The organism is Nocardia sp. JCM 34519.1 (assembly GCF_020361265.1).
In the GTDB taxonomy this organism is placed as follows: domain Bacteria; phylum Actinomycetota; class Actinomycetes; order Mycobacteriales; family Mycobacteriaceae; genus Nocardia; species Nocardia arthritidis_A.
The window spans coordinates 294,118-320,707 of the sequence record NZ_JAIRBR010000004.1 but is presented as its reverse complement, the minus strand read 5'-3'; the positions used below and the strand labels follow the sequence as shown (position 1 = coordinate 320,707).

The window sequence follows — 26,590 nt, the reverse complement described above, 5'->3', positions numbered from 1 at the left end:
CCGTGGGGTGCGGTCATGACCGGAACGGACCCCACCTACATCAGCTCGATGGAACACTTCGAATCGCTGACGCACGAGGAGATCTACGCCAAGACCCAGCAGATCGACGCCGCGGAAATCCTGAAGGCCTCGGCCGCCTGGGTGGAGGTCGCGGGCACGCTCGCCACCTCCTTCCCACTCACCCGCGGCGGCGCCGACCGAGTGATGAACGCGACGGGCTGGCAGGGCGCCGCGGCGGACGCCGCATACGCGAGCACCCGCAGCTTCGCCGCCTCCGTCGACGAACTCACCGCGGTACTCGGCCAGGTCGGCGCGCGCCTCGGCGCGGTCGCCGCGGCCGCCGAGACGGTGAAGATCGCCGTCGCGCCGCCGGGCAATACGGGCCCGATCGGCGCGATAGCGCAACTGCTGGAGGCCGCACACGTCATCGATGCGCAGATGGCGCAGGAGACGCTGCGCCAAGAGGCCGTGCTCGCCATGAACATGATCTACAAACCGGCCTACACCCTCGCTGGCACCGGCGTACCCGCCCTGCCCGCCCCGCCCAACGGCCCCGACACCACCCCGGCCCCGCCCCAGCCCAGAACCCAACCGCAGCAACCCGAACCCGCACCACCGCAACGGGATCAGCAACCACAGCGTCCGCAACAGGGCCCGCCCCCACCGGAAACCCAGACCCCCCAACCCGTCCCGGACCAGGCCACCCCACACCCCAAAGACCAAACCCCCCAACCGGTTCCACCAACGGCTCCCTCCACTGAGTCGCCTAAACCGCCCTCCACTCAACAGCCAACGCCGCCAACCCAATCGGCGCCATCGACACAGCAACCGGCCCCATCCGACCAACCGGCACCACCACCGCAGCCCGCACCAACTCAACAACCAGCGCCATCAACCGAACAACCGGCACCAACCCAGCAGCCGGCCCCACCGACTCAACAGCCAGCACCATCAACCGACCAACCGGCACCACCACCACAGCAGCCCGCACCAACTCAACAACCAGCACCGCCAACCGAACAACCGGCACCCCCACCACAGCAACCAACCCAACAACCAGCGCCGCCACCACAACCGGCCCCGGTCCCGCCCAGCCAATCGCCGACCCAACCGAGCCAACCCGGCGTAATCCCGCCCCCGAGCCAACCCGCCCCACTCCCCGACCCCGGCGGCCAACCCGGCATAACCGGCCCCATCCCAGCCGCAGACCGAAACACCCCCCGTGGCGACACCGACCAACCAGGCGTCATCCCGAGCTGACCCGACGCACCTCAGGGCACCGAAACCCCGGTTCCGGCATAGCAATTGGCTTCCAGCGCACGCAGCAACCCATACGAGAAGCCGAAACCTAGACGGGTACAGAGTCATCCGCGGTGACACCGACCAACCCGGCGGCATCCCGAGTTGACCGCAAACCGCCCCGCACGCGAATGATGTTCGCGGGCACCACTGTTCGCATCCGGCTCGGAGAAATCGGTGCGACGAGCAGTTGGTTGCGCCGCTACCACGACGTGATCGCCCCAGGCAGGCCCGTGGTGCGTTGATATGCGGCGGTAACGTTCACACCATGCGAGCCCCACACTCCGCGCACGTTGTCGCTGCCACACCCCGTTCGCAACTGCCACACCCCCTTCATAAAAACCAGCGGCGTGTCGTGCGGCGTGTCTTCCGACAACGGGTCCGGCAGCCCAGATTTAAACCGCCGCACCACATGCCAACGCACCACGCGCCTACCTCGGGCGATTACGTCGTCGTAGCGGCGCGACAACCCACCTGACGCACCGACACCTCCCCGAACCGGGGACCGGCCTCGCGTTCAGACCTTTACGAGGTCGTCGGCGTGGATTACCGCGCGGCGCATGGTTTCCGGAAGTTCGGCCGTGGAGCGACCCAACATGCCTTCGAGTTCGGTGCTGTCGTATTCGACGACGCCGCGGGCGACGATGCGATCGTCGGGGGCGATCAGGTCGACGACGTCGCCGCCGGAGAATTTGCCGCGCAGGCCGGTGATGCCCGCGGCGAGCAGGGAGCGGCGGCAGCCCGCGACGGCCCGGACGGCGCCCTCGTCGATGAGCAGCGCGCCGCGGCTGTCGGCGGCGTGGCGCACCCAGAATTTGCGGGCGGACATGCGGGTGGGTCGCGCCGCGAACGCGGTGCCGACGGTGCCGGTGCTGAGCGCGGTCGCGGCCGCGGTGGCGGCGGCGAGCAGCACGGGGACGCCCGCGTCGGCGGCCAGCCGGGCGGCGGACAATTTGGATGCCATGCCGCCGGTGCCGAGCGCGCCGCCGCTGCCCGCGATCACGCCGTCCAGGTCGGCGGTGCCGCGCACCTCCGGGATGAAGTTGGCGGCGCCTTTGCGCGGATCGCTGTCGTACAGGCCGTCGACATCGGACAGCAGCACCAGCGCGTCGGCGCCGACCAGGTGCGCGACGAGCGCGGCCAGCCGGTCGTTGTCGCCGAATCGGATCTCTTCCGTTGCGACGGTGTCGTTTTCGTTCACCACGGCGACGGCGCCGAGCGAGCGGAGCCGGTCCAGGGTGCGCTGGGCGTTGCGGTGGTGTTCCCGGCGGGCGAAATCGCCCGCGCTCAGCAGCACCTGTCCGACGGTGCGGCCGTAGCGGCCGAACGAGGTGCCCCAGGCATGGGCGAGGGCCAACTGCCCGACGCTGGCCGCCGCCTGCTTGGTGGCCAGATCCTTTGGGCGGCTGGATAATCCGAGCGGCGCAATCCCGGCGCCGATGGCACCGGACGAGACGACGACCACATCGGATCCGGCGCGCATCCGCGCCTCGACGGCATCGGCGAGCCGGTCGAGCCGGTCGGTGTCCAGCCCACCCTTCAGGCTGGTCAACGCGGACGAACCGATCTTCACCACCACGCTGCGCGCCGAGGCGATCGCCTGCCGCGCCTCACTAAGCGAATCCGCCTCGGCCTCATCCACATTCGCCCGCATCGCCACCGAACTCCCTACACCGCAGCGGAATCTGTCTCGTCGCCGGACATACCCCGGCCGAACCCTCCTGCGACGCCGCCACCGGGCGCGTCGAATCCATTTCCGCGCCCACCATCCGGTAGACGCCGCGCAACAGCCGAATCCTCCAGCACATCACCGGAGCTCGACGAACCAGCGAACGGCGCACCCATCACGAACTCGGCGCGCCGACTGCCCGGCGATCCGACTCGCCGAATAGACTGCGCCGCAATGGAATCCGTCTGACGCACGACCCAGCCCGAGCTCAGCCGTTCGGCGAACCGCGAGTCCACCGCGCGTGCATCCCGGTCGAACCGGCGCACGGAACGCCCACGAGTCGACTCCAGCACCGCCTGCACGGGCGCGGCGACATGGTCGCGCAGCACCCAGCCGCTGGCCAGTCGACGGCTCCGCAGCTCCTCCGAAAGCCCTTGCGCACCAACAGTTCCCGGCGTCCAGCCCGCCACTGCTATTCCTCCTCGTCGACCAGCCCGCGCCGCACCCGCGACGCGTGTTTGCGCTCGGCCGCGCTGGTCCGATTGCTCTGCTCGAGGCGAACGTCGGTTCCGCGACCGGTGGGCACCATATCGATACCGGCCGAGATCTGCGGCTCCCATTCGAAGGTGACGTCGCCGATGGTGACCGGTGCGCCGGGCTCGGCGCCCATCTTCACCAATTGATCCTCGACACCGAGGCGGGCCAACCGGTCGGCGAGGTAGCCGACGGCTTCGTCGTTGTCGAACTGTGTCTGGCGCACCCAGCGTTCGGGGCGCACGCCGCGCACGATGAACCCGCCCGGCTCCTCCGGATCGGTGAGCACCGTGAAACCGGTCTCGTCCACCGCGATCGGCCGGATCACCGGACGCTTCGGCGCCGCCTTCGGATGTTCCTCGCGATACCGGCGCACCAGATCCGCGAGCGCGAAGGTCAAGGGCCGCAGGCCGGCCCGGCTCACGGCGGAGATTTGGAAGACCGGCCAGCCGCGCTCGGCGAACTCGGGGGCAACCATTTCCGCGAGTTCCTGGGCGTCGGGCACATCGGTCTTGTTCAGGATCACCACGCGCGGCCGATCGGCCAGATCGCCGAGACCGGCGTCGGCGTTCAGCGCGGGCTTGTACGCGGCGAGTTCGGCCTCCAGCGCGTCGACGTCGGACACCGGATCCCGGCCGGGTTCCAGCGTCGCGCAGTCGACGACGTGCGCCAGCACCGCGCAGCGTTCCAGATGCCGCAGGAAGTCCAGTCCGAGCCCGCGGCCCGCGCTGGCGCCGGGGATGAGGCCGGGCACGTCGGCAATGGTGAATGTGGTGTCACCACTGGCCACGACGCCGAGATTCGGCACCAGCGTGGTGAACGGATAGTCCGCGATCTTCGGCTTGGCCGCCGACAGCACCGAAACCAGCGACGACTTGCCCGCCGACGGGAACCCGACCAGGCCGACATCGGCCACCGACTTCAGCTCCAGGACGAGATCGAGCTCCTCGCCCTCCTCGCCGAGCAGCGCGAACCCGGGCGCTTTCCGCGCCTTCGAGGCCAGCGCCGCGTTGCCGAGCCCGCCGCGGCCGCCCTTGGCCACGATGAACCGGTTGCCTGCACCGATCAGATCGACGAGCACTTCACCGTCGGTGCTGAGCACCACGGTGCCGTCCGGCACCTTCAGCAGCAGATCGGCGCCCATCTTGCCGTCGCGGTTGCCGCCCTCGCCGGGTTTGCCGTTGCCTGCCTTGGCGTGCGGGTGGAAGTGGAAGTCCAGCAGGGTGTGCACATTCGGGTCGACCTCGAGGATCACATCCCCGCCGTTTCCGCCGTTACCGCCGTCGGGACCGCCGAGCGGTTTGAACTTCTCCCGATGCACCGAGGCGCATCCGTGGCCGCCCTTTCCGGCGCGCACGTGAAGCACGACACGGTCGATGAACTTGGACATACGCCGAATCATCCTCCTTCCGAGGTGGTCGTACTTCAGGGCTTGTTATCTGCACAAAGAAAGCGGGCCAGGGGTTTCGCACCCTGACCCGCTCTAAGTCTTACGGAGTGGCTTCGGCGGTCAGGCCTCGACCGGCTCCGGGACGACGATGTTGACGGTCTTGCGGCCCCGCTTGGAACCGAACTCGACCGCGCCCGCCTCGAGGGCGAACAGGGTGTCGTCGCCGCCGCGGCCGACGTTCACGCCGGGGTGGAAGTGGGTGCCGCGCTGGCGAACCAGGATTTCGCCCGCCTTGACGACCTGGCCACCGAACCGCTTGACGCCGAGTCGCTGGGCGTTGGAGTCGCGACCGTTCCGGGAGCTGGATGCACCCTTCTTATGTGCCATTGCTCGAGTCTCCTCGTACTTTCGAAGTCGCTTACTTGATGCCGGTGACCTTCAGGACCGTCAGCTTCTGACGGTGTCCCTGACGCTTGTGGTAGCCGGTCTTGTTCTTGAACTTGTGGATGCGGATCTTCGGACCCTTGGTCTGGTCGACGATCTCGGCCGACACCGAAACCTTGGCCAGCTTGTCCGCATCGGTGGTCAGCTGGGCGCCGTCGACCACCAGCACCGGGGACAGCGCCACCGCGGTGCCCGGCTCACCCTCGATCTTCTCGACCTTCACCAGGTCACCGACCGCGACCTTGTACTGCTTTCCGCCGGTCTTGACGATCGCGTACGTTGCCATCGGTCGGCTGCCCTTCTTCCTCTAAGTAGTGCTAGGCACTTGCTGGCGGCGGACATTTCCGGCCGGATCATTCCACCGGAAACCGCCGCACGACTGGTCTGGTAATTTACCGCCGCCTCGGCATCTGGTGGCTCTCGGGATCGAGCGAATTCGAGAACCGGGCCACGAAGACAGAACATGCTGTCACCGGGCAGCGACTGTCCAAGATTACAGGACGGGCACCGTCGCGACAAAACCGGGTGCCGCGCCAGCGCCGGAAAGCTGCCTCGACACGCCTGCCGAAACCGGTGCCCGCAAATGCGAGTGGTCCCCACCGCTCACCGCGATGGGGACCACCCGAGCTGTTCCGGCCGAGGATCTAGCTGCCCGCCTCCGGCGCACCGGCCGGACGCCCGACGGCTCGCCGCCGCGGCCGACCGCGGTGCGGCAGCTCGACCGGCTCCGGGTCGGAGTAGTCGATCACCGCGGCGGGTGGCTGATCGGCGGACAACACGAATACGGCACTCGCGCTGTCGGCCGCGGGCGCGGCGGCCGACCGGGCGACCCGGCGCCTGCGCGCCGGGCGGGCCGTGCCATTGCTTTCGGCGGCCGGAACCGCTTCAGCGGCAACCGGTTTCGTCTTCTCGTCAGCGGCGGGCGACACCTCGGCCGTCACCGCTTCCGCCGCGGCCTCGGCGGCGACCTGAGCGGCCACCGCGGCCGTGGCGGCAGCCGAATCCGCCTCGGAGGCAACCGTTTCCGCCGCAGCCGCGGACGACTCCGCAGCGGCGGCGGCCGATTCGGCCTCGGCTGCGGCGGACGCCGCGTCCACGCCCTCGGCGACGGCCGAAACCGCCTCTGCCGCAGCGATTTCCGCAGTCACCGCGGCGGCACCCGCCTCGCTCGCATGCTGTGCGGCCGACTCCGCCTCATGGACGGCGGCCTCCTCGGCCAGATGGGCCGCCATCGCCAACGCCACCGGATGCGCCCGCTTGACCGCAGCATCCTCCTCGGAGGCCTCGTGCGCCGGCTCGACGACCACCGGCGGCACGGCCGGCGTGGTTTTGTCCCGGCCCCGGCGCCTGCGCGAACCGGACTCCTTGGTACGAACCACGCTGTCCTCGGACGAGGACGGCTCCACCGGATAGGTGTGCACGATGATGCCGCGGCCGTGGCAGTGCTCACAGGTGGAGGAGAACGCCTCGACCAACCCGGTGCCCAGCTTCTTACGGGTCATCTGCACCAGGCCGAGGGAGGTCACCTCGGACACCTGATGCCGGGTGCGGTCGCGGCCGAGCGCCTCGGTCAGCCTGCGCAGCACCAGATCCCGGTTGGATTCCAGCACCATATCGATGAAGTCGACGACGATCATGCCGCCGATATCGCGCAACCGCATCTGGCGCACGATCTCCTCGGCGGCCTCCAGGTTGTTCCTGGTGACCGTCTCCTCCAGGTTGCTGCCGCCCGAACCGGTGAACTTGCCGGTGTTCACGTCGATCACCGTCATGGCCTCGGTGCGGTCGATCACCAGGGTGCCGCCCGAGGGCAGCCATACCTTGCGATCCAGCGCCTTGGCCAGCTGTTCGTCGATGCGGTAGGTCTCGAAGACGTCGATACCGTTGTTCTCGTGCCGGGACACCCTGGCCAGCAGGTCCGGCGCGACGGTGCGGATGTAGTTCTCCACCGTGCTCCAGGCCCGCTCACCCTCGATGACCAGCCGGGAGAAGTCCTCGTTGAACAGGTCGCGAATCACCTTGACCAGCAGGTCCGGCTCTTCGTACAGCGTCTTCGGGCCGCCGGAATCCTTACCCTCCGCGGCCTTTTCGATGGTGCGCCAGGTGGCCTGCAGCCGCTCGACGTCGCGGGCCAGCTCGGCCTCGCTGACACCTTCGGAGGCGGTGCGGATGATCACGCCCGCGTCGGCGGGGACGATATCGCGCAGGATCTCCTTGAGCCGCTTGCGCTCGGTGTCCGGCAGTTTGCGGCTGATGCCGGTCGAGGTGCCGCCCGGCACATAGACCAGGAAGCGGCCCGCGAGGCTGATCTGGGTGGTGAGCCGGGCGCCCTTGTGGCCGACCGGATCCTTCGACACCTGCACGAGCACCTGATCGCCCGGCTTGAGCGCCTGCTCGATCTTGCGCTCCTTACCGCCGAGCCCGGCGGCCTCCCAGTTCACCTCGCCCGCGTACAGCACGCCGTTGCGGCCGCGGCCGATATCGACGAACGCGGCCTCCATGCTCGGCAGCACGTTCTGCACCTTGCCCAGGTACACGTTGCCGACCATGGACGCGGAACCGGTATTGGTGACGAAGTGCTCGACCAGCACGTTGTCTTCCAGCACCGCGACCTGGGTGGTAGTCGGATGATCGTGCCCGTTCGCCCCGGGGAACGACTTCTCGCGCACCACCATCACCCGGTCGACCGCCTCGCGGCGGGCCAGGAATTCCGATTCGGTCAGGATCGGCGGGCGGCGGCGACCGGCCTCCCGGCCGTCGCGCCTGCGCTGACGCTTGGCCTCCAACCGGGTGGAGCCGGTGATGCCCTGCACCTCGTCGGATGCGGCGCGGGCACGGCTCTTGTTGCGCGGTTCGCGCTCGTGCACAACGGTATTCGGCGGATCGTCATCTGCGGGCTCGGCCTCGCCCGATTCGCCGGCCACCTTGCGACGGCGACGACGACGGCGACGGCGGCTCGCACCCTCCGGCACGGCCTCCTCGTCGGCATCCCCGTCATCGGTGGATTCGGCGGATTCGTTCGCCTCGTCGGCAGATTCCTCGCCGGGCCGCTCCGTCTCCCGCCATTCGGGGGCGGTGTCGGAATCGGTGTCCTGCTCGTCGCTTTCGGCGTGCTGCTCACCCCGGCCACGGCCGCGGCCACGGCGACCCCGCCTGCGACGGCGCGGCTGATCGTCGGCATCGCCGGACTGCTCGGCGGTCTCCGGTTCCTCATCGGCGGTGATGGTGTCGGGCTCTTCCTCGACCACCTCGGCTACGGGCTCCTCCGCCCGGCGGGCCTGCCGCTCGGCGCGGCGCTGTTTGCGCGCGGCCTCCGCGGCGGCGGCGTCCGGCGGTAGGAACAACGGCACGTGCACCGCGGCGGATTCGAAGACGACCGGCGCGGAGACGTGCGGATCCTCCTGCACCGGGCTGGTGAACAGCTGCATCCCCGGCGGCTGCGACGGCTCGGCCTGCGCCTCGGCGGTTTCGGTCACCTCGACGACGGGTTCGGTGACGGGTTCCGCGGGCTGTTCGGCACCGCTCTGTTCGGCGGTCTGCTTCGAATCGGTGGTCTGCTCGGGGACCGGGTCGGGTGCGGCCTCGACCGCTCTCGGCCCGAAGGCGTCGACCACCGATTCGGCGACCGCACGGTCCACATTCGATTGCGCGCTACGCGCGTCGGCACCCATTTCGCTCAGCTTGGCCAGGATGCGCTTGCTCGTTACACCAAGCAGCTTGGCCAGTGCATGAACTCGGATTCGCTCCGGCAATTGTTCGGCATCCTGTTTTGTTGTGTCCAGCGGCTCTTGATCGGCCACGAAGTCTCCTCGGGCCCCCGGGCGCGTCCCTCCCGGTACGGAGTGACGCGGCCAGCGCGGGGGCGCTGCTTATTCGACTCACGCCCACTGGCGCGAGGTCAAGTGGTCTCGCCCCGCGTGCCCGGTTATCTCCATTATCTTCGTCGTCGGGCTAACTGGTCACGCGGCGCCTGGCTGTTGGCTGAACTCCGCGAGGCGAGCGTTCATCCAGCGTGCCGACGCGAACTGCGGGCCCGAGGTAACGGGCCGCTCGTCCGTGGCAGCGATGATCGGCATCGAACCGCGGTGTCATCCGGCTGCCACGTCACCGACAACTCGCGTACCTGCGCGAACAGTCGGCATCGAAAGCAACCAGTGCCAGTATCCCACACCGTGCGCCGAGGCTTTGCCACTGGCGCGCGACTCCGGTCGGTCCGTTCGGACGAGTCGCGCGCCACATGGGCTCGGGCGCGCCTGGTGCGCGCAGCGTCGGCGGTGGGGAAACTACGCAGGGAACTCCGGGAACCACAGCGCGATCTCGCGCTTGGCCGAATCCGCCGAATCGGAGCCGTGTACCAGGTTGAACTGGGTTTCCAGGGCGAAATCACCGCGGATGCTGCCGGGTACGGCCTTCTCTACCGGGTCGGTGCCGCCGGCGATCTGCCGGAACGCGGCGATGGCGCGCGGGCCCTCGAGGATGGCCGCGACGACCGGGCCGGAAGTGATGAATTCGATCAGGGAGCCGAAGAACGGCTTCTCGGCATGCTCGGCGTAGTGTTCGCCGGCCAGTTTCTCGGATACGTTCTTCAGCTCGAGGGCCGCGATCTTCAGGCCCTTGCGCTCGATCCGGGTGAGCACCTCGCCGACGAGGCCACGGGCCACACCGTCCGGCTTGATGAGTACCAACGTCTGCTCTGTCACGGCGCTCAGCCTAATATGCGGCGTCGGCGAAGCTGTCCGCAGACCGCGCATGGCCGGAGGAAGGCGGAGGTACGCCTAATATGCGCCGTCGGCGTAGCCGTCCGCAGACCGCACCGGCCCGAACTCGTTCACCTGACCAGCGCGCACCGCCGTCGGCGGGACCTGCCGGTTTCCCTGTCAGAGCATGCGTCGGGATGTCAGCGGGCGTTCGACCGCAGGCCGTACTCGACGGCGGTGGCATCGGTGTGCGCTATGCCGCCGGACTTCGCAGTGCCGTACTCGATCGCCGTCGCATCGGGGCCGGCCGATCGGCCGTGGGTCGTCGCCTGCACGTGGATCACCCCGTTGTCGGCGGCGGCCGATCCCGCGGTAATCGCGATACCCGCAGCGATCGCCCCCGCGAAGACAGTGCCCGCGATGATTCGCTTCATGGTTCCTCCCATGCCTCGATACCCGCGTCGAACACCGGGTACCCAGTGAAAAGGCTACGCGCGCAGGAGAACTCGCTGGTAGAACGCTTGTGATCTAGTACTCCATCGCGGAGGCGTCGGTATGCGCCCAACTGCCGGATGTCGAGTCGGGTCCCATCAGCAGTAGTCCGTACTCGGCGCTGGCCTGCGCGGCGCCGACCGCGATGCCGACGGCGAGCGCCCCCGCTACGACCACACCCGCGAATACGCGCTTCAGCACTGTCTTTCCTCCCGTTCGAACATCCGTCGCAATCACGGATGTCGAGCGAAAGACTATGGGCGCGGACGATATCCGCGGCAGACCGAACTTGGCCTGCCCCGATATCTCGGGGCGGGAGGCGTTTCAGGACGAGCGCTGGGTGCGCTGGCTGGGCAGCAGACCCTGCTCCATGCGCTTCTTCACATCCGAGCGCAGGACCAGGATGAAGGCCCAGACCGCGGCGAACAGTACGCCGATCACGCCGATCGACAGGTGGATGAACAGCCCGAGGATGACCAGCACCTGGAGTCCGAGGTTGAACGGCACCGCCCAGGAGCGTCGTTGCAGTCCCGCGCCGACGATCATCAGTAAGGCCAGCACCACCAGATAGCTGCCGGAGAACCAGCCGATGCCGCCGCCGACCGTGCCGACCACCGGCAGTGCGAGCAGCACGACGATCGCCTCCAGGACGAGGGTGCCCGCCATGACACCGCGCAGCCCCTTCCACGGATCGGGGGCGGGCGGTGGCGTCTGATCCTGCTCGGCGTCGGTCATGTCGCGTCCTTTCCGATGCTGCCTCCGGCCGCACCGATCATGCTGCGTCCACCCCGGCATGATCGGCACGGCCTGCGTGGTTACGCAAGCTACCGCCTCCGGCCGCACCGATCACGCCGGGTCTTTCCCGAACAGCGCGCGCGCCGCACCCGCCGTCACCACCGAGCCGGTGACGACAACGCCTGCGCCGGAGATCATTTCGTCACCGTCGCCCGATTCCTCGGCGAGCGCGATCGCCGATTCCAGCGCATCGGGCAGGGTGGCCGCGGTGATCACCCGCTCGTCGCCGAAGCGCTGCACCGCCAGATCGGCGAGTGTGTCGACATCCATGGCGCGCGGGGAACCGTTTGTGGTGACGACGATTTCGTCGAACACCGGCTCCAGCGCGGCCAGGATGCCCGCCGCATCCTTGTCGCCGAGCACCGCGACGACGCCGACCAGCTTGCGGAAGTCGAATTCCGCGGTCAGCGTCGCCGCCAGCGCCTTCGCACCATCCGGATTATGTGCGGCGTCGATGAAAATCGTTGGCGCGCTGCGCATCCGCTCCATCCGGCCGGGGCTGGCCACGGTCGCGAAACCGGCGCGCACCGCGTCGACGTCGAGCTGGCGCTGCGCACCGGCCCCGAAGAACGCCTCGACGGCGGCCAACGCGAGCACCGCGTTGCGGGCCTGGTGTTCTCCGTGCAGCGGCAGGAAGATCTCGTCGTAAACCCCGCCGAGGCCCTGCAATTGGAGCTGCTGACCGCCGATGGCGATCTGGCAGGCCAGCACTCGGAATTCCGAACCCTCGCGGGCGACGGCGGCATCGACCTCGACGGCGCGGCGCAGCAGCACCTCCATCGCCTCGGGTTCCTGTTCGGCGATGATCGCGACGGTGTCGCGCGGCACCAGACCCTCCGGCGCGCGCTTGATGATGCCCGCCTTCTCCCCCGCGATGGATGCGAGGTCCGGGCCGAGGTAATCCATGTGGTCCAGGCCGATCGGGGTGATCACCGCGACCTGTCCATCGATGACATTGGTGGCGTCCCAGGTGCCGCCCATGCCGGTCTCGACCACCGCGACGTCGACCGGCGCCTCGGCGAAGGCCGCGTACGCCATGCCGGTGAGCACCTCGAATTTGCTCATGGCCGGACCGCCCGCGGCCGCCGACTGCTTATCGATCATCTCGACGTACGGCAGCAGCTCCCGATATATCTCGACATACTTCGCCGGGCTGACCGGCGCGTTATCGATGCTGATCCGCTCGGTGGCCAGCTGCAGATGCGGGCTGGTGATCCGGCCGGTGCGCCGGTGCAGCGCGGTGAGCAGGGCGTCGATCATCCTGGTCACCGAGGTTTTGCCGTTGGTGCCGGCGATGTGGATGGCCGGATAGCTCTGCTGCGGCGAGCCGAGCACATCCATCAGCGTCGCGATGCGGGTGAGCGACGGCTCGATCTTGGTTTCCGGCCAGCGCTGATCGAGTTCGGCCTCCACCAGCGCCATTTCGGCCAGGTCCACCGGGGATGGCCCGGTGCCGAGGCGGGCGGCGGCGCCGTGCTGGGGTTCCGGTTCGTCGTTCACTTGCCGCTCAGCTCCGCCAGTCGCGCGGTGATCCGGTCGACCTCGGCGGCGGCGACCTCGCGGCGAGTCTTGATCTTGTCGACCACCTGCTCGGGCGCCTTGGCCAGGAAGGCTTCGTTGCCGAGTTTGGCGGCGGCGCCCGCCAACTCCTTCTGCGCGGCGGCGAGATCCTTTTCCAGGCGGCGCCGTTCGGCATCCAGGTCCACGGTGCCGGAGGTGTCGATCTCGACGGTCACCGTCGCGGTGCTCAGCCGCACCTCCAGTGAGGCGGTCGCCGCGAAGCCGGCCTCCGGATCGGTGAGCCGGGCCAGGTTGGTCACCGACTCGTGCAGGCCGCCGAGGTCGGCGTCGGCGAGGCCGATGAGTTTGGCCGCCACCTTCTGCTTCTCGGCGAGGCCCTGATCGCTGCGGAATCGGCGGATCTCCGTGATCAACCGCTGCACATCCGAAATACGCCGCGCCGCAACCTCGTCCGGCGCGGCGCCGGTGGCCTGCGGCCACGGTGCGACAACCACCGATTCGCCGCCGGTGAGCGCCTGCCACAGCGTCTCGGTGACGAACGGGATCACCGGATGCAGCAGCCGCAGCACCGTCTCCAACACGGTGCCGAGCACGACACGGGTCGCCTCGACGCGCGAATCATCCTGAGCGAACTGGACTTTCGCCAATTCCAGGTACCAGTCGCACAATTCGTCCCAGAAGAAGTGGTAGAGCGACTCGCAGGCCTTGCCGAATTCGTAGCCGTCCAGGGCCGAATCCACCTCGGCGCGAACCGCTTCCAGCCGGTCGATGATCCAGCGGTCGGCATCGGTGAGCTGCGCGCGGTCCGGCAGATCGCCGGGGCGGGCGCCGTTCATCAGCGCGAGTTTGGCGGCGTTGAACACCTTGGTGATGAAGCTGCGCGAGGCCAGCGCGTGCGGTTCGCCCACCGAGAGGTCGCTACCCGGCTGCGCGCCGCGGGCCAGCGTGAAACGCACGACGTCGGCGCCGTATTCGTTGATCCACTCCAGCGGATCGATGCCGTTGCCGCGCGACTTGGACATCTTCTTGCCGTGCTGGTCGCGGATGAGGCCGTGCAGGAACACGTCTTTGAACGGCACCTGGTACGCGCCGCCCTTGCCCGAGGTGAGCACCGGATCGTTCGCCACGAAGGTGCCGAACATCATCATCCGGGCCACCCAGAAGAACAGGATGTCGTATCCGGTGACGAGAACGCTTGTGGGATAGAACTTTTCGAGTTCCGCGGTGGCATCCGGCCAACCCATGGTGGAGAACGGCCAGAGCCCGGAGGAGAACCAGGTGTCGAGCACGTCCGGATCCTGAACGTACCCCTCCGGCGCCTGCTCATCCGGTCCGACGCAGACGACCTCGCCCTCCGGGCCGTACCAGATCGGAATGCGGTGGCCCCACCACAGCTGGCGCGAGATACACCAGTCGTGCATGTTGTCCACCCAGTCGAACCAGCGCGGCTCCGAGCTGGCCGGGTGAATCACGGTGTCGCCGTTGCGAACCGCGTCGCCCGCGGCCTTGGCGAGCGATTCCACCTTGACCCACCACTGCATGGACAGCCGCGGCTCGATCGGCTCGCCGGTGCGCTCGGAGTGGCCGACGCTGTGCAGGTACGGCCGCTTCTCGGCGACGATGCGACCCTCCGCGGCCAGCCGCTCGCGGATGGCGACGCGCGCCTCCATCCGATCCATTCCGTCGAATTCGGTTCCGGTGCCTGCGATTCGGCCGCGCTCGTCCATGATCGTCGGCATCGGCAGGTTGTGCCGCAGGCCGATCTCGAAGTCGTTCGGATCGTGCGCGGGGGTGATTTTCACCGCGCCGGAACCGAATTCGGGATCGACGTAGTCGTCGGCGATCACCGGGATCTGCCTGCCGGTGATCGGGTGGTACAGGGTGGTGCCGATCAGCACCCGGTAGCGCGGGTCGTCGGGGTGCACGGCCACCGCGGTATCGCCGAGCATCGTCTCCACCCGCGTGGTGGCCACCACGACGTGCGGTTCGGCGTCGTCGAGCGAGCCGTACCGCATCGAGACGAGCTCACCCGGCACCTCCTCGTACTTCACCTCGATATCGGAGATGGCGGTGCGCAGCACCGGCGACCAGTTCACCAGTCGCTCGGCGCGGTAGATGAGGCCCGCGTCGTACAGCCGCTTGAAGATGGTCTGCACCGCGCGGGAAAGGCCGTCGTCCAAGGTGAATCGGTCGCGGCTCCAGTCGACACCGTCGCCGAGCGCGCGCATCTGCCACTGGATCTGGCCGCCGGATTCGCGCTTCCAATCCCAGACCTTCTCGACGAACAGTTCGCGGCCGAAGTCCTCCTTGGTCTTCCCGTCGACGGCGAGCTGCTTCTCGACGACGGTCTGGGTGGAGATACCCGCGTGGTCCATGCCCGGCAGCCACAGCACCTCGTACCCCTGCATCCGCTTGCGGCGGGTGAGGGTGTCCATCAGCGTGTGGTCGAGGGCGTGGCCGATATGCAGGTTGCCGGTGACGTTCGGCGGCGGCAGCACGATCGAGTACGGCGGCTTGCCGCTGGTGGGGTCCGCGGTGAAATAGCCAGCGTTTACCCAGCGCTCGTACATCGGAGCCTCTACGTCACTGGGGTTCCAGTTCTTCGGGAGGGCATCGGCACGATTACGCGTGTTGTCAGGGGTTGCGCTGGTCACGCGGTGATTCTAGTGGTCACCTCCAAGGCATTTACGCAGGCCTCCGTGACCAGCGCATCCGGTCGGCTCGTCAGCCGTGGGAGGGGACCGCGCCGATCGTCGGTCGCCGTCGGCGAAGATGGACGGATCGCCGTGGAAAACGTGTCGCACGGATGTTGCCCGCACGGGCATCCGCTTCCCGCGCTTGCGACGGGTGGGCCGATGCGGGAGACCGATCGCTCAGGGATCGCGAGATCGGCTGTGCGGCAAGGGAATGCGGTGTGGGCATAAAAGAAGGCGGAGCCTTCGGTGGATGAGGGACACCGAACACTCCGCCTATGCGTTAAAGCTTACCGCTGTTCTAGGTCGCGATCCGGAATCCACAAGTAATTCTCAGATTCCGGCATTCTTCACCCCCGCACTCCGACTTATCCGACGCAATGGGACAGGTCACACCGCGTCGGCCGGTACCGGCGCATCCTCTTCTACCAGGCTGCCGTTGACGGCGATCTCGGCGGCACCGGCCTCGTTCACCCATCGGTGCTCACCTCCGGGCCCAGCGTGCCGCGGCGGTCCAGTACCGGCAACGATTGTTGCCGTTTACGGGAAAGCGATGTCCACTGTGGTCATGAACAATCCAGCCATCACCGAGACCATCATGAATATCGGTCCGCGGCTGAGGGCGCTGCGCACGCACCGCAACGTCACGCTCACCGCGCTCGCCGAGGCCACCGGGATCTCGAAGAGCACCCTGTCCCGGCTGGAATCCGGTCAGCGCAAGGCCAGCCTGGAGCTGCTGCTGCCGATCGCCGACGCGCACGACGTGCCGCTCGACGAACTCATCTCCGGCCCGCGGGTCGCCGATCCGCGGGTGCATACGACCGCGCGAAATATCAACGGCACCACCATCATTCCACTCACCCGCCAGCCGGGGCCGCTACAGGCGTACAAGATGATCATCCCGGCGGACCGCACCGAACCCGATCCGCGGGTGCACGAGGGTCACGAGTGGATGTACGTGCTGGCCGGTCGGCTGCGCCTGATACTCGCCGAGCACGATATCGTCCTCGGGCCGGGCGAGGCCGCCGAATTCGACACCCGGCAGCCGCACTGGTTCGGCAGCACCGGACGCGGGCCGGTCGAGGTGCTCAGCCTGTTCGGCAGCCAGGGCGAGCGGATGCATCTGCGCGCCCGCACGAAAACGCGCTCCTGACAACCCCTTTCAGGGCACGAGCACATCGAGCGCGCCGGGGACGGCGCGGATGGTGACGGGCAGGCCGCCCGCCGGTTCGCCGTCGGCGGTGGCGGGAACGCCGGGCGCGGTAAGGGTGATCCCGGCGGCGCGATACTGCTTGACGTCCGGATGGTCGAGTCGCTTGCCCGCCGACAGGGCGGGCAGCAGACGCAGCATTTCGAGGCGGGACAGCGCGCCGACGACGGTGACGTCCAGCAGGCCGTCGTCCATCACCGCGTCGGGGCAGATCAGCATGCCGCCGCCGTAGGCGCGGGTATTGCCGACCGCGACCATCACGGCATCGGTTTCGACGACGGTGTCGCGGTCCGCCGCCGGTGTGGTGCGGCCCGTGGCGGAAACGCCGGTCAACTCGATGCGGTAGGGCACCGTGAGTCCGGTCGAAAGCTCCCTGAGCGCGGCGACGGTGTACCGGAGACGCCCCTTCGGCCAGCGCATCTCGTTGGCGCGCAGGGTGACTCGCGCATCGAGGCCGGTGCCGGTGACGGTGGCGAACCACATCGGTTCCGCGTCGCGCGCCTCGACCCGGCCGAGATCGATGGTGCGGATACGCCCGTCGAGCACCAAATCGGCTGCGGCGACGGGATCTTCGGTGGGAACGCCGAGTTCGCGTGCCAGGTCGTTGCCGGTGCCCGCGGGGATCAGCCCGAGCGGGACGCCGGTCCGCGCGACGGCCGCGAGCAGGATCGACACCAGACCGTCGCCACCGATGCAGACCACCGCATCCGGTCGAGCCAGCGGGTCGTCGATCGAATCACGCACGCGCCGCACCGATTCCGCGGGTGAGCCGGTTCGCACCTCGGTGACCGTCACGCCGCGTTCGGCGAAGCGGGCCAGCGCGGCACCGGCCGCGTCGGCGCCCTTGCCGAGCCCCGACAGCGGATTGGTCACCACGGTCACGTTGCGGCGGCCATCCTCGTTCACGGGACCAGCTTTCCAGGGTTGAGGATCCCGGTGGGGTCCAATTCCGCTTTCACCGCGCGCAATACGCGCACACCGAGTTCACCGATCTCGTCCGGCATCCACGGCCGGTGATCGGCGCCGACGGCGTGATGGTGGGTGATGGTGCCGCCCGCGGCGACGATCGCGTCACCCACCGCGCGTTTGGCCGAGTGCCACTGCGTGATCGGGTCGTCGAGCTGTTTGGCGACGATGGTGAAATACAGCGACGCGCCGGTCGGGTAGGTGTGCGAGATGTGGCACATCACCAGCGGTGGCGTGCCCTGGGCGGACAGCGAGTCGGTCAGCGCCGCAGTCACTTTCGCCTTCAGGTTGGCGAGATTGGCCCACGATGTCGCGGTTTCCAGGGTCTCGCAGAGTACGCCGACGTCGAGTAGCGCATCCCGCATGTACGGCGCGGCGAACCTGCCGTGCTCCCATTCCTGAGCGGGCTTGTCCCCCAGCACTTCACCACCGGCGGCCGCGAGCAGCGCGGACGCCTCGGCGGTACGCGCCGCCACATGCGCCTTCGTGCCCTCGAAGGTGGTGATGGCCAGGCAGCCCGCCACCGGCCTGCCGCCGATATCGCCGGAGCGAGCCAGGTTGATACCGGTCTCCGCCTCGTCGGACAACCGCATGACCGTCGGCGCCGCACCCGCCTGCACCACCGAACGCAGTGCGGCCGCGCCGGTTTCGAAGTCGGGGAACGACCATGCTTGGTAGGCAACGGTTTCCGGAATCGGATGCACCCGGACGGTCACCTCGGTGATCACCCCGAGCGCGCCCTCCGAACCGACGAACAGCTCGCGCAGATCCGGGCCCGCGGCCGAGGCGGGCGCTCGGCCCAGTTCGAGGGTGCCGCTCGGGGTCGCGATCCGCAGGTGCTGCACCATGTCGTCGAAGCGGCCGTAGCCTGCCGATGCCTGCCCGGACGAGCGGGTGGCCGCAAAACCGCCGATGCTCGCGAATTCGAAGCTCTGCGGGAAGTGTCCGAGCGAAAGTCCATGCGCGGCAAGCAGTTCCTCGGCCCGCGGACCGGTCAGGCCGGCGCCGAGGGCAGCCGTCGCACTGATCGGGTCCACCCGCGCGATGCCATCGAGGCGACGCAGGTCCAGCGCGATGACGGCGCCGAAGCGGCCGCGCAGCGGATCGACACCGCCGACGACGCTGGTGCCGCCGCCGAACGGGACCACCGCGATGGCGTTCTCGGCGCAGTGGGCGAGCACGGCGAGCACCTGCTCGTGATCGGCGGGGAATACGACCGCATCGGGTGCGTCCTGCGGACCTTCGGCGCGACGACGCAGCAGATCGGGAGTGCTTTTACCGCCCGCATGGCGCAATCGGTCCCGATGGTCGGACGACACGTACCGCGCGCCGACCACCGCGACCAGCCCATCGCGCTGGGCCGGCGTCAGCGCCGACTCGCGCAACGGCACGTCGCCCTCATCGCGGCGCGCCACCGGATCGCCGGATATTCCGAACACCTGCGCGAGCAGGTTCCGGATCTGCGCCGACAGCGGTTTGTGACCGGCCGGAATACCCCAGGCGTCCCACACCATACTCGCTGCAGGCGCCGCCACGCCCGGCTTTCCAGCCGGAGCCGAATCGTTATCGCCGTGCTGCTGCATCTCGACCATGCGTTACAGTTTGACATAGACTGTCAAGCAGTAACGCACGCTTCGGCGCTCCGGCGCCGCCGACCCCCGGTGGTGATCACCCGTATGTCCACCCCCGATGAGCCCGAAACCGCGCCATCGGCCATCGATCTCGCGATCTTCGACGCCGCCCGCGCCTGCGTCGAGGAATTCGGCGTGCGGCGCACCACCCTCACCGAGGTGGCGCGCCGCGCCGGCGTGAGCAGGCCGACGGTCTACCGCCGCTGGCCCGACACCGGCGCGCTGGTGGCCGAACTGCTGGTGCGCGAACTGCGCGGCATCGTCACGGCCACCATGCCCGCGACGGGCACCGGCCGCGTCCGGCTGGTCAACGGGATTGTCGCGGGTGCGGCGACGATTCGCTCGAATCCGTTGTTCGGCAAGATCTTCCGCACCGACACCGACCTCATGCTCACCTATGTGTTCGGCAGGCTCGGCCGCAATCAACGCACCTTGATCGACCTGTTCGCGACGGGCATCCGCGAGGGACAGGCCGACGGCTCGATCCGGGATGGCGATCCGACACAGCTGGCCACGATGCTGCTGCTGATCGCCCAATCGGCGGTCCAGTCGGCGGGCACCGTCGCACCGCTGCTCGCGGGCCCGGCACTGGATACCGAATTGGCAAGGGCCGTCAACGGATATCTCGCACCACCGCCCGACGAGCAACGGAAATCGCGGCGGTGAGCCGCGAATCCCACCCCACCGCCGGAAAGGACCTGTGATGACGGCGAATTCGATGACCACCGGCGATTCGGCGCTCAATGCCGACCGGCGGGCGCGGGAGCTGCGCGAGCTCGGCGACCGCCCCGCGATCGATGTGCTGGTGATCGGCGGCGGCGTCACCGGTGCGGGCGCGGCGCTGGACGCCGCGGCGCGCGGACTGCGCACGGTGCTGGTCGAACGGCATGATCTGGCGTTCGGCACCAGCAGGTGGAGCTCCAAGCTCGTACACGGCGGGCTGCGGTATCTGGCCAGCGGACAGGTCGGGATCGCACACGAGAGCGCCGTCGAACGCGGCATCCTGATCCGCACCACCGCACCGCATCTCGTGCGGCCGCTGCCGCAGCTGGTTCCCCTCCTGCCCGAAATCCGGTCCTTCCAGCGCACTTTGATCCGGGCCGGGTTCGTGGCCGGAGATATGTTGCGCCGCAGCGCGGGAACCCCGCCCGCACTGCTGCCGCGGTCGCGGCGGGTCGCGGCGGCCGAGGCGCTGCGGCTCGCACCGACCGTGCGCAGGGACGGACTGAGCGGCGGTCTGCAGGCCTGGGACGGCCAGCTCGTAGACGACGCCAGATTGGTTGTGGCACTGGCCAGGACGGCCGCCGCCGCGGGCGCATCCGTCCTCACCCGCGTGGAAGCCCTTGCGGTGACCGGTGATTCGGCCACCCTTCGGGACACGTTGACCGGCCAGACCGTCGACATCCGGGCCCGCGCGGTCGTCAACGCCACCGGCATATGGGCCGACACCGTCGACGAGAGCATCGAATTGCGTCCGAGCCGCGGCACCCACCTGGTGTTCTCGGCCGAGGCGTTCGGCGGGCTCGGCGCATCGTTGACCGTCCCGGTGCCCGGCAGCACCAGCCGCTTCGTCTTCGCGCTCCCGGCCGCGCACGGCCGGGTGTATCTCGGTCTCACCGACGAGGACGCGCCGGGCCCCGTCCCCGACGAGCCGCGGCCGACCGACACCGAGATCGATTTCCTGCTCGACACCATCAATGGCGCGCTGCGGGAGCCATTGACCCGCAAGGATATTCGCGGATCGTTCGCCGGGCTGCGACCGCTGCTCAAAACCGCCGACAACAGCACCGCCGACATCTCCCGCAAGCACGCGGTGTTGTGCTCCCCCACCGGCATCATCACCATCGTGGGCGGCAAGCTCACCACCTACCGGCAGATGGCGGAGGATGCGATCGATGCCGCGGTGGCGCGCGCCGGGCTGGCCGCGGGTCCGTGCCGCACCAAACGACTTCCGTTGGTGGGAGCCGTATCCGGTGCGGCCCGCGATCGCATGACCGCGCCGCCGGTCTGGATCGAACGCTACGGTAGCGAGGCAGCGCACCTGATGGCCGCGGCCGAACGGGACCCGGCGCTGCTGGAGCCGGTCGCGCCCGGAATCGATGTCACCGCAGCGGAATTCGCGTTCGGGGTAACGCACGAGGGTGCGCTCGATCCTGGCGATCTGCTGGACCGTCGGTCTCGGATCGGACTGGTGGCCGCGGACCGGGCCGCGGCGATGGCCGCTGCGGAGAAACAGTTCCAGTAGACGTAGATCCGCGGACCGCTCCGTTCAGCTTCGGCCCCATATCCCGCGTATGTATCTGCTTCTCGCGCATGCTATTCCACGCGTTGGAGCCTGATTGCCGTGCGGGAATGGGCAGCCGCGTCAGTCCGCTACCCGCAGGAGTTTGCCGAGCAGCCCGGCCAGCTGCGCACGTTCGGCGGCGGTCAGCGGTGCGAAGGTGTCGTCCAGGAAGTCCGCGACGGTGGCTTCCGCCTCGGCGAGCCGGGCCCGGCCCGCATCGGTGATGGTGACCGCATAGGACCGACGGTCGTGCGGATTGCGTTCGCGGCGAACGTATTCCGAGCTCTCCAGGTCGTCGCAGACGCCGACCATCACGCTGCGGTCGATGCGCAGTTCCTCGCTGAGCGCCTGCTGGGAGCAGGGGCCCTGACTTTCCAGCATCTTCAGCACCAGATGTTGGCCGACGCCGAGTCCGTGTGCGCCCGCGTGAATTTCGGCGGCGCGCGCGACCAGCGTCGAGGCGCGGTACAGCGCGATATCGACGCGTTCGGTGGCCAGCCGCGGGAAATAGGCCGGGCGAACGGCGGGGGCCCCTTTGATCATGCGCTCAGCCTACCATCCGTCTGCTCACAAATCGTTTGACAACAGATTATCTCTGAACATACTTTTAGGATATTCGAACCCGACCCACCGGAGCAGACGATGACCCTCGAGCTCACGCCGGATGAACTGCTGTCGACCACCCGCGCGGTGCGCAAACGCCTGGATTTCGATCGGCCGGTGCCGCGCACGCTGATCGAGGAATGCGTCGACCTGGCCACCCAGGCGCCCACCGGGCGCAACCGCCAGCATTGGCATTTCCTGGTGGTCACCGAGGAGGCGCAGCGCAGGCGGGTGGCGGATATCTTTCGGCGCGCCATGGCCGTGGCCGAGGGACAACCATTGCGCGCCAATGATATTCGCCGAATGAACAGGTATCCCGATTCCACCGCAAAGGTTTTCGACGGCCTACGCTACCTGCTGGACAACGCGCACCGGGTGCCGGCATATGTGATTCCCGCCATCGAGGGCCGCACCGATCACGCGCCCGTTCAGGTCCAGGCGGGTACTTGGGGTTCGATTCTGCCCGCGGTCTGGAGTTTCATGCTGGCCGCGCGGGCCCGCGGCCTCGGCACGGTGTGGACCTCGGCACAGGGACCGCTGGAGGGCGAACTCGCGCACACCCTCGGCATTCCGCACCGCGATGTGATGCTGGCGGCGCTGATTCCGCTGGCCTACACCATCGGCACCGACTTCCGGCCGGCCCGCCGGATACCGCGCGCGCAGGTGTTGCACTGGAACCGGTGGTGACTTCGCCGCGCCGAGGCAGTCCGCACGAGCCACTATCCTGGCTTGGACGCCGGTTTCGATGCGCCGGGAAGGAGGCGCATGATGCGCAGGAAATTGTCCGTGGGAATCGCGGCGGGTGACGGACTCGTCGCACGCTTCGGCGAGGTGGTGGTGTACCTCGCGAAGGAGACCGCGTCCACCGACCGCATTCTCGGCGCGGTCGAGGCGGTCGCGCAGGAGCGGCACGCGGGAGCCGCGATCGCGCAGCGGCTGGCCGCCGTCGTCTTCGGCAGCGGTTCGGAGCCGCCACCGTTCGGCGTCGTCGCACCGACCGCCGACGGCACCCTGGTGCTGCTGCGCGGCCCGGTGAGCGCGGTTGTCGAAGGCGCGGAAGGGATTCGGCGACTCGACGGCGCGCGGGCGTTCACCTGGGTCGACGAAATCGTGCGTGAGCCCGTGCGGCGCATCACCGTCGGCGCGGACAGCGGCGCCCCGGTACGCGCCTTCCCCCGCACCGACCTGCAGGCGGGCGTGGTGCCCGGCAGCGGATTCGTCCTCGCGACGGTGCGGCGCAACGGAAAGTACCGGCCCGCCGAAACCGTCGCACCCGAACTCCCCACCACCGCCGCATCCGGTTTCGCGGCAGCCGAGTCGACCGCGGGCTCCGGCTTCGAGGCGCTGCCGGAGCCCGGCCAGCGCATCTCCCGAACACCCAGCGCCCCAAGTGGTTCCGGATCCGGCGCAAACGACCGGTCCGTGAGCGGGGTCGACCGCAATCCCGGCGGATTCGGCGCGTCGCGAGGTCCGGCCGATACATCGCGCGGAGTCGGCCGCAACGCACCGCGCAATCCTAGTGGCATCGAGAAACCAAGCACCGCATCACAATTCAATGCCACCAGCCAACCGGTCGCGAACGACCGGCCCGGAACCGGTAGGTTCGGCGCACCCCTGACACCTGGCAACAGACCATTTGGTGCCGAGACACCCGGCACCGCAGGACGATTCGGCACAACCGGACAACCCACCGCCAGCGACCATTCCGACGCCGACGGTGGCGGATCCGACGCATCCCCGGAACCGGGCAACGCGGTTCCAAGTTTCGAGACGCCGGGAGCCGCCGGGCGGTTCGGTACGACTGGACGATCCACCACCGGCAACCAAAGCGATAGTGGCACCGGTGACGCTGATGCACCGCGGGAACAAGCCCCGACACCGCAGATCCCCGAAGCACCAAGTGCCGCAACCGAATCCGGAGAGCTCGGGAAATCCGTCGCAGGCGAGCGACCCGACGACGGTGCGATCCGCGGCGCGGCCGGATTCGACACCGGCGCCGGGGTGCTGGGCGAACTCCACAGTGGTGGGCGCGAGCGAGCCGGTGCGTCCGATGTGACCGTGCGGTCCGAAACGGTCGCCAGCCCCGACGTACCCGGGATAAGCGTTGCCGGAGCGCCTGATCGCGCGGCCGAGCGGATGGATACGGCAGATCAGCCAGCCACCGCGCCCTGGGACGCCACCGCAGACGAATCAGACGACAGCGCACACCTCCAATCCCTCCCGTGGAGCCGAACTCCCTATGGTGCAGGCGCTTCCAACGCACCCCAGCAGGCAACCGACGCCAAAGACACGGAACCGAGCAGACAGACGCGCGGAACAGCCGCGGGCGACGCGCCAGGGCAGACGACGACCGACGCCAAAGTTGCGAAACCAGCTGAGCAGTCGCGCGGGGCAGAACGGATCGATACAGCGGACCAGCCAGCCACCGCGCCATGGGACGCCACCGCAGACGAATCGGACGACAACGCGCAGCAAGAGAGCACCGGACAAGCTCTGGCGTGGAGCGAAACTCCGTACGGTGCAGGCACTTTCAACGCATCAAGCCAGGCGGCCGACGCCGGGACCATCGAACCGGGCAGACAGTCACGCAGGCCAGGCGTTTTCGATGCACCGGGGCGTGCGACGACCGACGCCGAAGCCGCGGAATCGGGCGGACAGTCGCGCGGGGCGGAACGGATCGATACAGCGGACCAACCAGCGACCGCGCCATGGAACGCCGCCGATGAGTCCGGTACGGGGGAAGCGGATTCGGCGGCGGTGACCATGAAGGCGGACCTGCCGAGTCCAGCGCCGAACCAACCTTGGGCGTGGAGCCGAAGACCGGGGGCTGCGAACCAGTTCGGTCCGGCGGGGCAGTGGCCGGATCCGGCGGCGGCCGAGCCGACCATGATCGCCCGACCGCGGCCGGTCGGACCCGGCCGCGTGCTACCTCCGCCGAATTCGCCTGGCGCGCAATCGCGTCCGCCTACCTGGCCGCGGCCGTATCCGCCGCCGCGCACCGTCGCGCCCGCCCCGCTGGAACCGGCGAACCTCTTCCCGCCGGATGAGGGGCAGACCCGGATCATGCGGCCCGCCGCGGGCATCGGCTCGCCCGACACCGGACCGGGCGCCCTGGTAATGCCCGACGGCGCTGTGTATCCGCTGGATCGCCCGTATGTGATCGGCCGCAGCCCGCAGTCCGATGATCTGGTGAAGAAGGCGTCCGCCTCACCCATCGTGCTGCCCCGCGACCGGCACGTATCCCGCGTGCACGCATACGTATCGCTGGATCGCGGCAAGGTTTTCGTGCGCGACGCCTCGACCCGCTCCGGCACGTTCGTCGCCGCGCCCGGCACCGATCAGTGGACCCGCATCGGCGCCGAGCCGGTCGAATTGCCGCCCGGCTGGCGGATCAAGATCAGCAGCCGAGTGCTGACATTCCGGGCCGCCGAGCCGCCCCGCGTCTGAACCGCCTGTTGCTCAACAGGTTTCGCGTATCGGCGCGCTCAACGAGCCCGGCGATGTGATCGGCGAATACCGGCCACAGCTCGCGCGGCAGACTGTGGCCCATCCCCGCGAAGGTGATCAGTTCCGCGTCGGGCACGGCCGCCGCGGTCGCCTCTCCGCCGCTGATATCGATGACGAGATCGGCGGTCCCGTGGATGACCAGTGTCGGCACCCGCAATTCGCGCAGCCGGGCGGTGCGATCGCCGGAGGCGAGCACCGCCGCCGCCTGCCGTATCAGCGCACCCCGGTCGTTGTCGCGGTCGTAGGCGCGCCCGGCCAGGTCGGCGACCGCCGCCGCGTCGTAGGCGAATCCCGGCGAACCGAGGGTGCGCCGCAGCCGAACCTGCCATTCGATGAATTCCGCGCGACCTTCCGGCGCGGGCCCTTGGGAACCGAACGCGTCCATATCTGTCCGCCCAACCTCCGGGTTGCCGGTGGTGGATATGATCGACGTAAGCGACCGCACTCGGTGCGGATATTCGATCGCGATCGACTGCGCGATCATCCCGCCCTGCGATGCGCCGACAATATGTGCGCTCTCGTAGCCGAGCGCATCCAGCAGGCCGATCGCATCGGCCGCCATATCCGACAGGGTGTAGCGCACCGTCGTGAAATCACCCGCCAGCGCCGCCTGGAAATCGGGCTGCGGACCATCGGTGAAATGCGTCGACCGTCCCGCATCGCGGTTGTCGAACCGGATCACCTGCAAACCGCAGTCGACCAGCTCCGCACAGAACCCATCCGGCCAGTGGATCAGCTGCGCACCGCAACCCATGATCAGCAGCACGGGCGGCCCCGCCGGATCCCCGAGCCGCTCATACGCCATGTCGATCCCGGCCGGACCCACATTCGACACAATTTCCTCAGCCATATATC

22 protein-coding genes are annotated in these 26,590 nt (G+C 68.7%); 6 read left to right on the top strand and 16 right to left on the bottom strand.

What is annotated here, in order from left to right:
* Positions 1-15: 15 nt before the first annotated feature.
* Positions 16-1,260, top strand: coding sequence for a hypothetical protein (locus tag LGY53_RS13500; protein ID WP_225727021.1), 1,245 nt, complete (start codon positions 16-18; stop codon positions 1,258-1,260).
* A gap of 556 nt (positions 1,261-1,816) precedes the next feature.
* Here LGY53_RS13500 and proB read toward each other — a convergent pair.
* From proB to LGY53_RS13440, 12 genes are all read right to left on the bottom strand, one after another.
* Entirely contained in the window at positions 1,817-2,953 is a 1,137-nt protein-coding gene (gene proB, locus LGY53_RS13495) for a glutamate 5-kinase (protein WP_225727020.1), read from the bottom strand.
* 14 nt (positions 2,954-2,967) lie between these two features.
* Entirely contained in the window at positions 2,968-3,438 is a 471-nt protein-coding gene (locus LGY53_RS13490) for a hypothetical protein (protein WP_225727019.1), read from the bottom strand.
* A gap of 2 nt (positions 3,439-3,440) precedes the next feature.
* Positions 3,441-4,892 (bottom strand): GTPase ObgE, encoded by a 1,452-nt coding sequence (gene obgE / locus LGY53_RS13485; protein ID WP_225727018.1) that lies wholly within the window; start codon positions 4,890-4,892, stop codon positions 3,441-3,443.
* 120 nt (positions 4,893-5,012) lie between these two features.
* The gene (gene rpmA / locus LGY53_RS13480) at positions 5,013-5,279 is read right to left on the bottom strand and encodes a 50S ribosomal protein L27 (RefSeq protein ID WP_167473223.1); all 267 of its coding nucleotides are present in this window, start codon (positions 5,277-5,279) and stop codon (positions 5,013-5,015) included.
* 31 nt (positions 5,280-5,310) lie between these two features.
* A complete protein-coding gene (gene rplU / locus LGY53_RS13475) occupies positions 5,311-5,622 on the bottom strand; it encodes a 50S ribosomal protein L21 (RefSeq protein ID WP_167473222.1) in 312 nt (103 codons plus the stop codon).
* Between the two features lie 358 nt (positions 5,623-5,980).
* The gene (locus LGY53_RS13470; protein WP_225727017.1) at positions 5,981-9,136 is read right to left on the bottom strand and encodes a translation initiation factor IF-2 N-terminal domain-containing protein; all 3,156 of its coding nucleotides are present in this window, start codon (positions 9,134-9,136) and stop codon (positions 5,981-5,983) included.
* 483 nt (positions 9,137-9,619) lie between these two features.
* On the bottom strand, positions 9,620-10,036 hold the full coding sequence (gene ndk / locus LGY53_RS13465; protein WP_167473220.1) for a nucleoside-diphosphate kinase: 417 nt from the start codon (positions 10,034-10,036) through the stop codon (positions 9,620-9,622).
* Positions 10,037-10,233: 197 nt separating this feature from the next.
* The gene (locus tag LGY53_RS13460; protein ID WP_225727016.1) at positions 10,234-10,467 is read right to left on the bottom strand and encodes a hypothetical protein; all 234 of its coding nucleotides are present in this window, start codon (positions 10,465-10,467) and stop codon (positions 10,234-10,236) included.
* Positions 10,468-10,561: 94 nt separating this feature from the next.
* Entirely contained in the window at positions 10,562-10,726 is a 165-nt protein-coding gene (locus LGY53_RS13455) for a hypothetical protein (protein ID WP_225727015.1), read from the bottom strand.
* Between the two features lie 123 nt (positions 10,727-10,849).
* Positions 10,850-11,260 (bottom strand): DUF4233 domain-containing protein, encoded by a 411-nt coding sequence (locus LGY53_RS13450; RefSeq protein WP_225727014.1) that lies wholly within the window; start codon positions 11,258-11,260, stop codon positions 10,850-10,852.
* 111 nt (positions 11,261-11,371) lie between these two features.
* Complete coding sequence (locus LGY53_RS13445; protein ID WP_225727216.1) at positions 11,372-12,742, bottom strand: folylpolyglutamate synthase/dihydrofolate synthase family protein; 1,371 nt, start codon at positions 12,740-12,742, stop codon at positions 11,372-11,374.
* Between the two features lie 74 nt (positions 12,743-12,816).
* A complete protein-coding gene (locus tag LGY53_RS13440) occupies positions 12,817-15,495 on the bottom strand; it encodes a valine--tRNA ligase (protein WP_225727013.1) in 2,679 nt (892 codons plus the stop codon).
* 607 nt (positions 15,496-16,102) lie between these two features.
* Here LGY53_RS13440 and LGY53_RS13435 point away from each other — a divergent pair.
* Complete coding sequence (locus tag LGY53_RS13435; protein WP_225727012.1) at positions 16,103-16,687, top strand: helix-turn-helix domain-containing protein; 585 nt, start codon at positions 16,103-16,105, stop codon at positions 16,685-16,687.
* A 9-nt stretch (positions 16,688-16,696) separates the two neighbouring features.
* Here the strand turns inward: LGY53_RS13435 and LGY53_RS13430 are convergent, their stop codons facing one another.
* Positions 16,697-17,650: a diacylglycerol kinase gene (locus LGY53_RS13430; protein ID WP_225727011.1), complete on the bottom strand. Its 954-nt coding sequence runs from the start codon at positions 17,648-17,650 to the stop codon at positions 16,697-16,699.
* On the bottom strand, positions 17,647-19,224 hold the full coding sequence (locus tag LGY53_RS13425) for an FAD-binding oxidoreductase (protein WP_225727215.1): 1,578 nt from the start codon (positions 19,222-19,224) through the stop codon (positions 17,647-17,649). The genes LGY53_RS13430 and LGY53_RS13425 overlap by 4 nt, the downstream gene beginning before the upstream one ends.
* A 162-nt stretch (positions 19,225-19,386) precedes the next feature.
* Here LGY53_RS13425 and LGY53_RS13420 point away from each other — a divergent pair, with 162 nt between their 5' ends.
* Together LGY53_RS13420 and LGY53_RS13415 are read left to right on the top strand one after the other, a co-directional pair.
* Complete coding sequence (locus LGY53_RS13420; RefSeq protein WP_167473213.1) at positions 19,387-20,007, top strand: TetR/AcrR family transcriptional regulator; 621 nt, start codon at positions 19,387-19,389, stop codon at positions 20,005-20,007.
* A 37-nt stretch (positions 20,008-20,044) separates the two neighbouring features.
* Positions 20,045-21,586, top strand: a complete 1,542-nt coding sequence (locus tag LGY53_RS13415) for a glycerol-3-phosphate dehydrogenase/oxidase (RefSeq protein WP_225727010.1) — start codon at positions 20,045-20,047, stop codon at positions 21,584-21,586.
* 120 nt (positions 21,587-21,706) lie between these two features.
* Here the strand turns inward: LGY53_RS13415 and LGY53_RS13410 are convergent, their stop codons facing one another.
* The gene (locus LGY53_RS13410) at positions 21,707-22,168 is read right to left on the bottom strand and encodes a MarR family winged helix-turn-helix transcriptional regulator (protein WP_225727009.1); all 462 of its coding nucleotides are present in this window, start codon (positions 22,166-22,168) and stop codon (positions 21,707-21,709) included.
* 99 nt (positions 22,169-22,267) lie between these two features.
* Between LGY53_RS13410 and LGY53_RS13405 the strand changes: the two genes are divergently transcribed.
* Together LGY53_RS13405 and LGY53_RS13400 are read left to right on the top strand one after the other, a co-directional pair.
* On the top strand, positions 22,268-22,915 hold the full coding sequence (locus LGY53_RS13405; protein WP_225727008.1) for a nitroreductase family protein: 648 nt from the start codon (positions 22,268-22,270) through the stop codon (positions 22,913-22,915).
* Between the two features lie 78 nt (positions 22,916-22,993).
* Positions 22,994-25,675, top strand: a complete 2,682-nt coding sequence (locus tag LGY53_RS13400) for an FHA domain-containing protein (protein WP_225727007.1) — start codon at positions 22,994-22,996, stop codon at positions 25,673-25,675.
* On the opposite strand, the gene LGY53_RS13395 is transcribed toward LGY53_RS13400, so the two are convergent.
* On the bottom strand, positions 25,626-26,585 hold the full coding sequence (locus LGY53_RS13395; protein WP_225727006.1) for an alpha/beta fold hydrolase: 960 nt from the start codon (positions 26,583-26,585) through the stop codon (positions 25,626-25,628). The two genes, LGY53_RS13400 and LGY53_RS13395, sit on opposite strands and share 50 nt — an antisense overlap.
* Between the last annotated feature and the right edge of the window lie 5 nt (positions 26,586-26,590).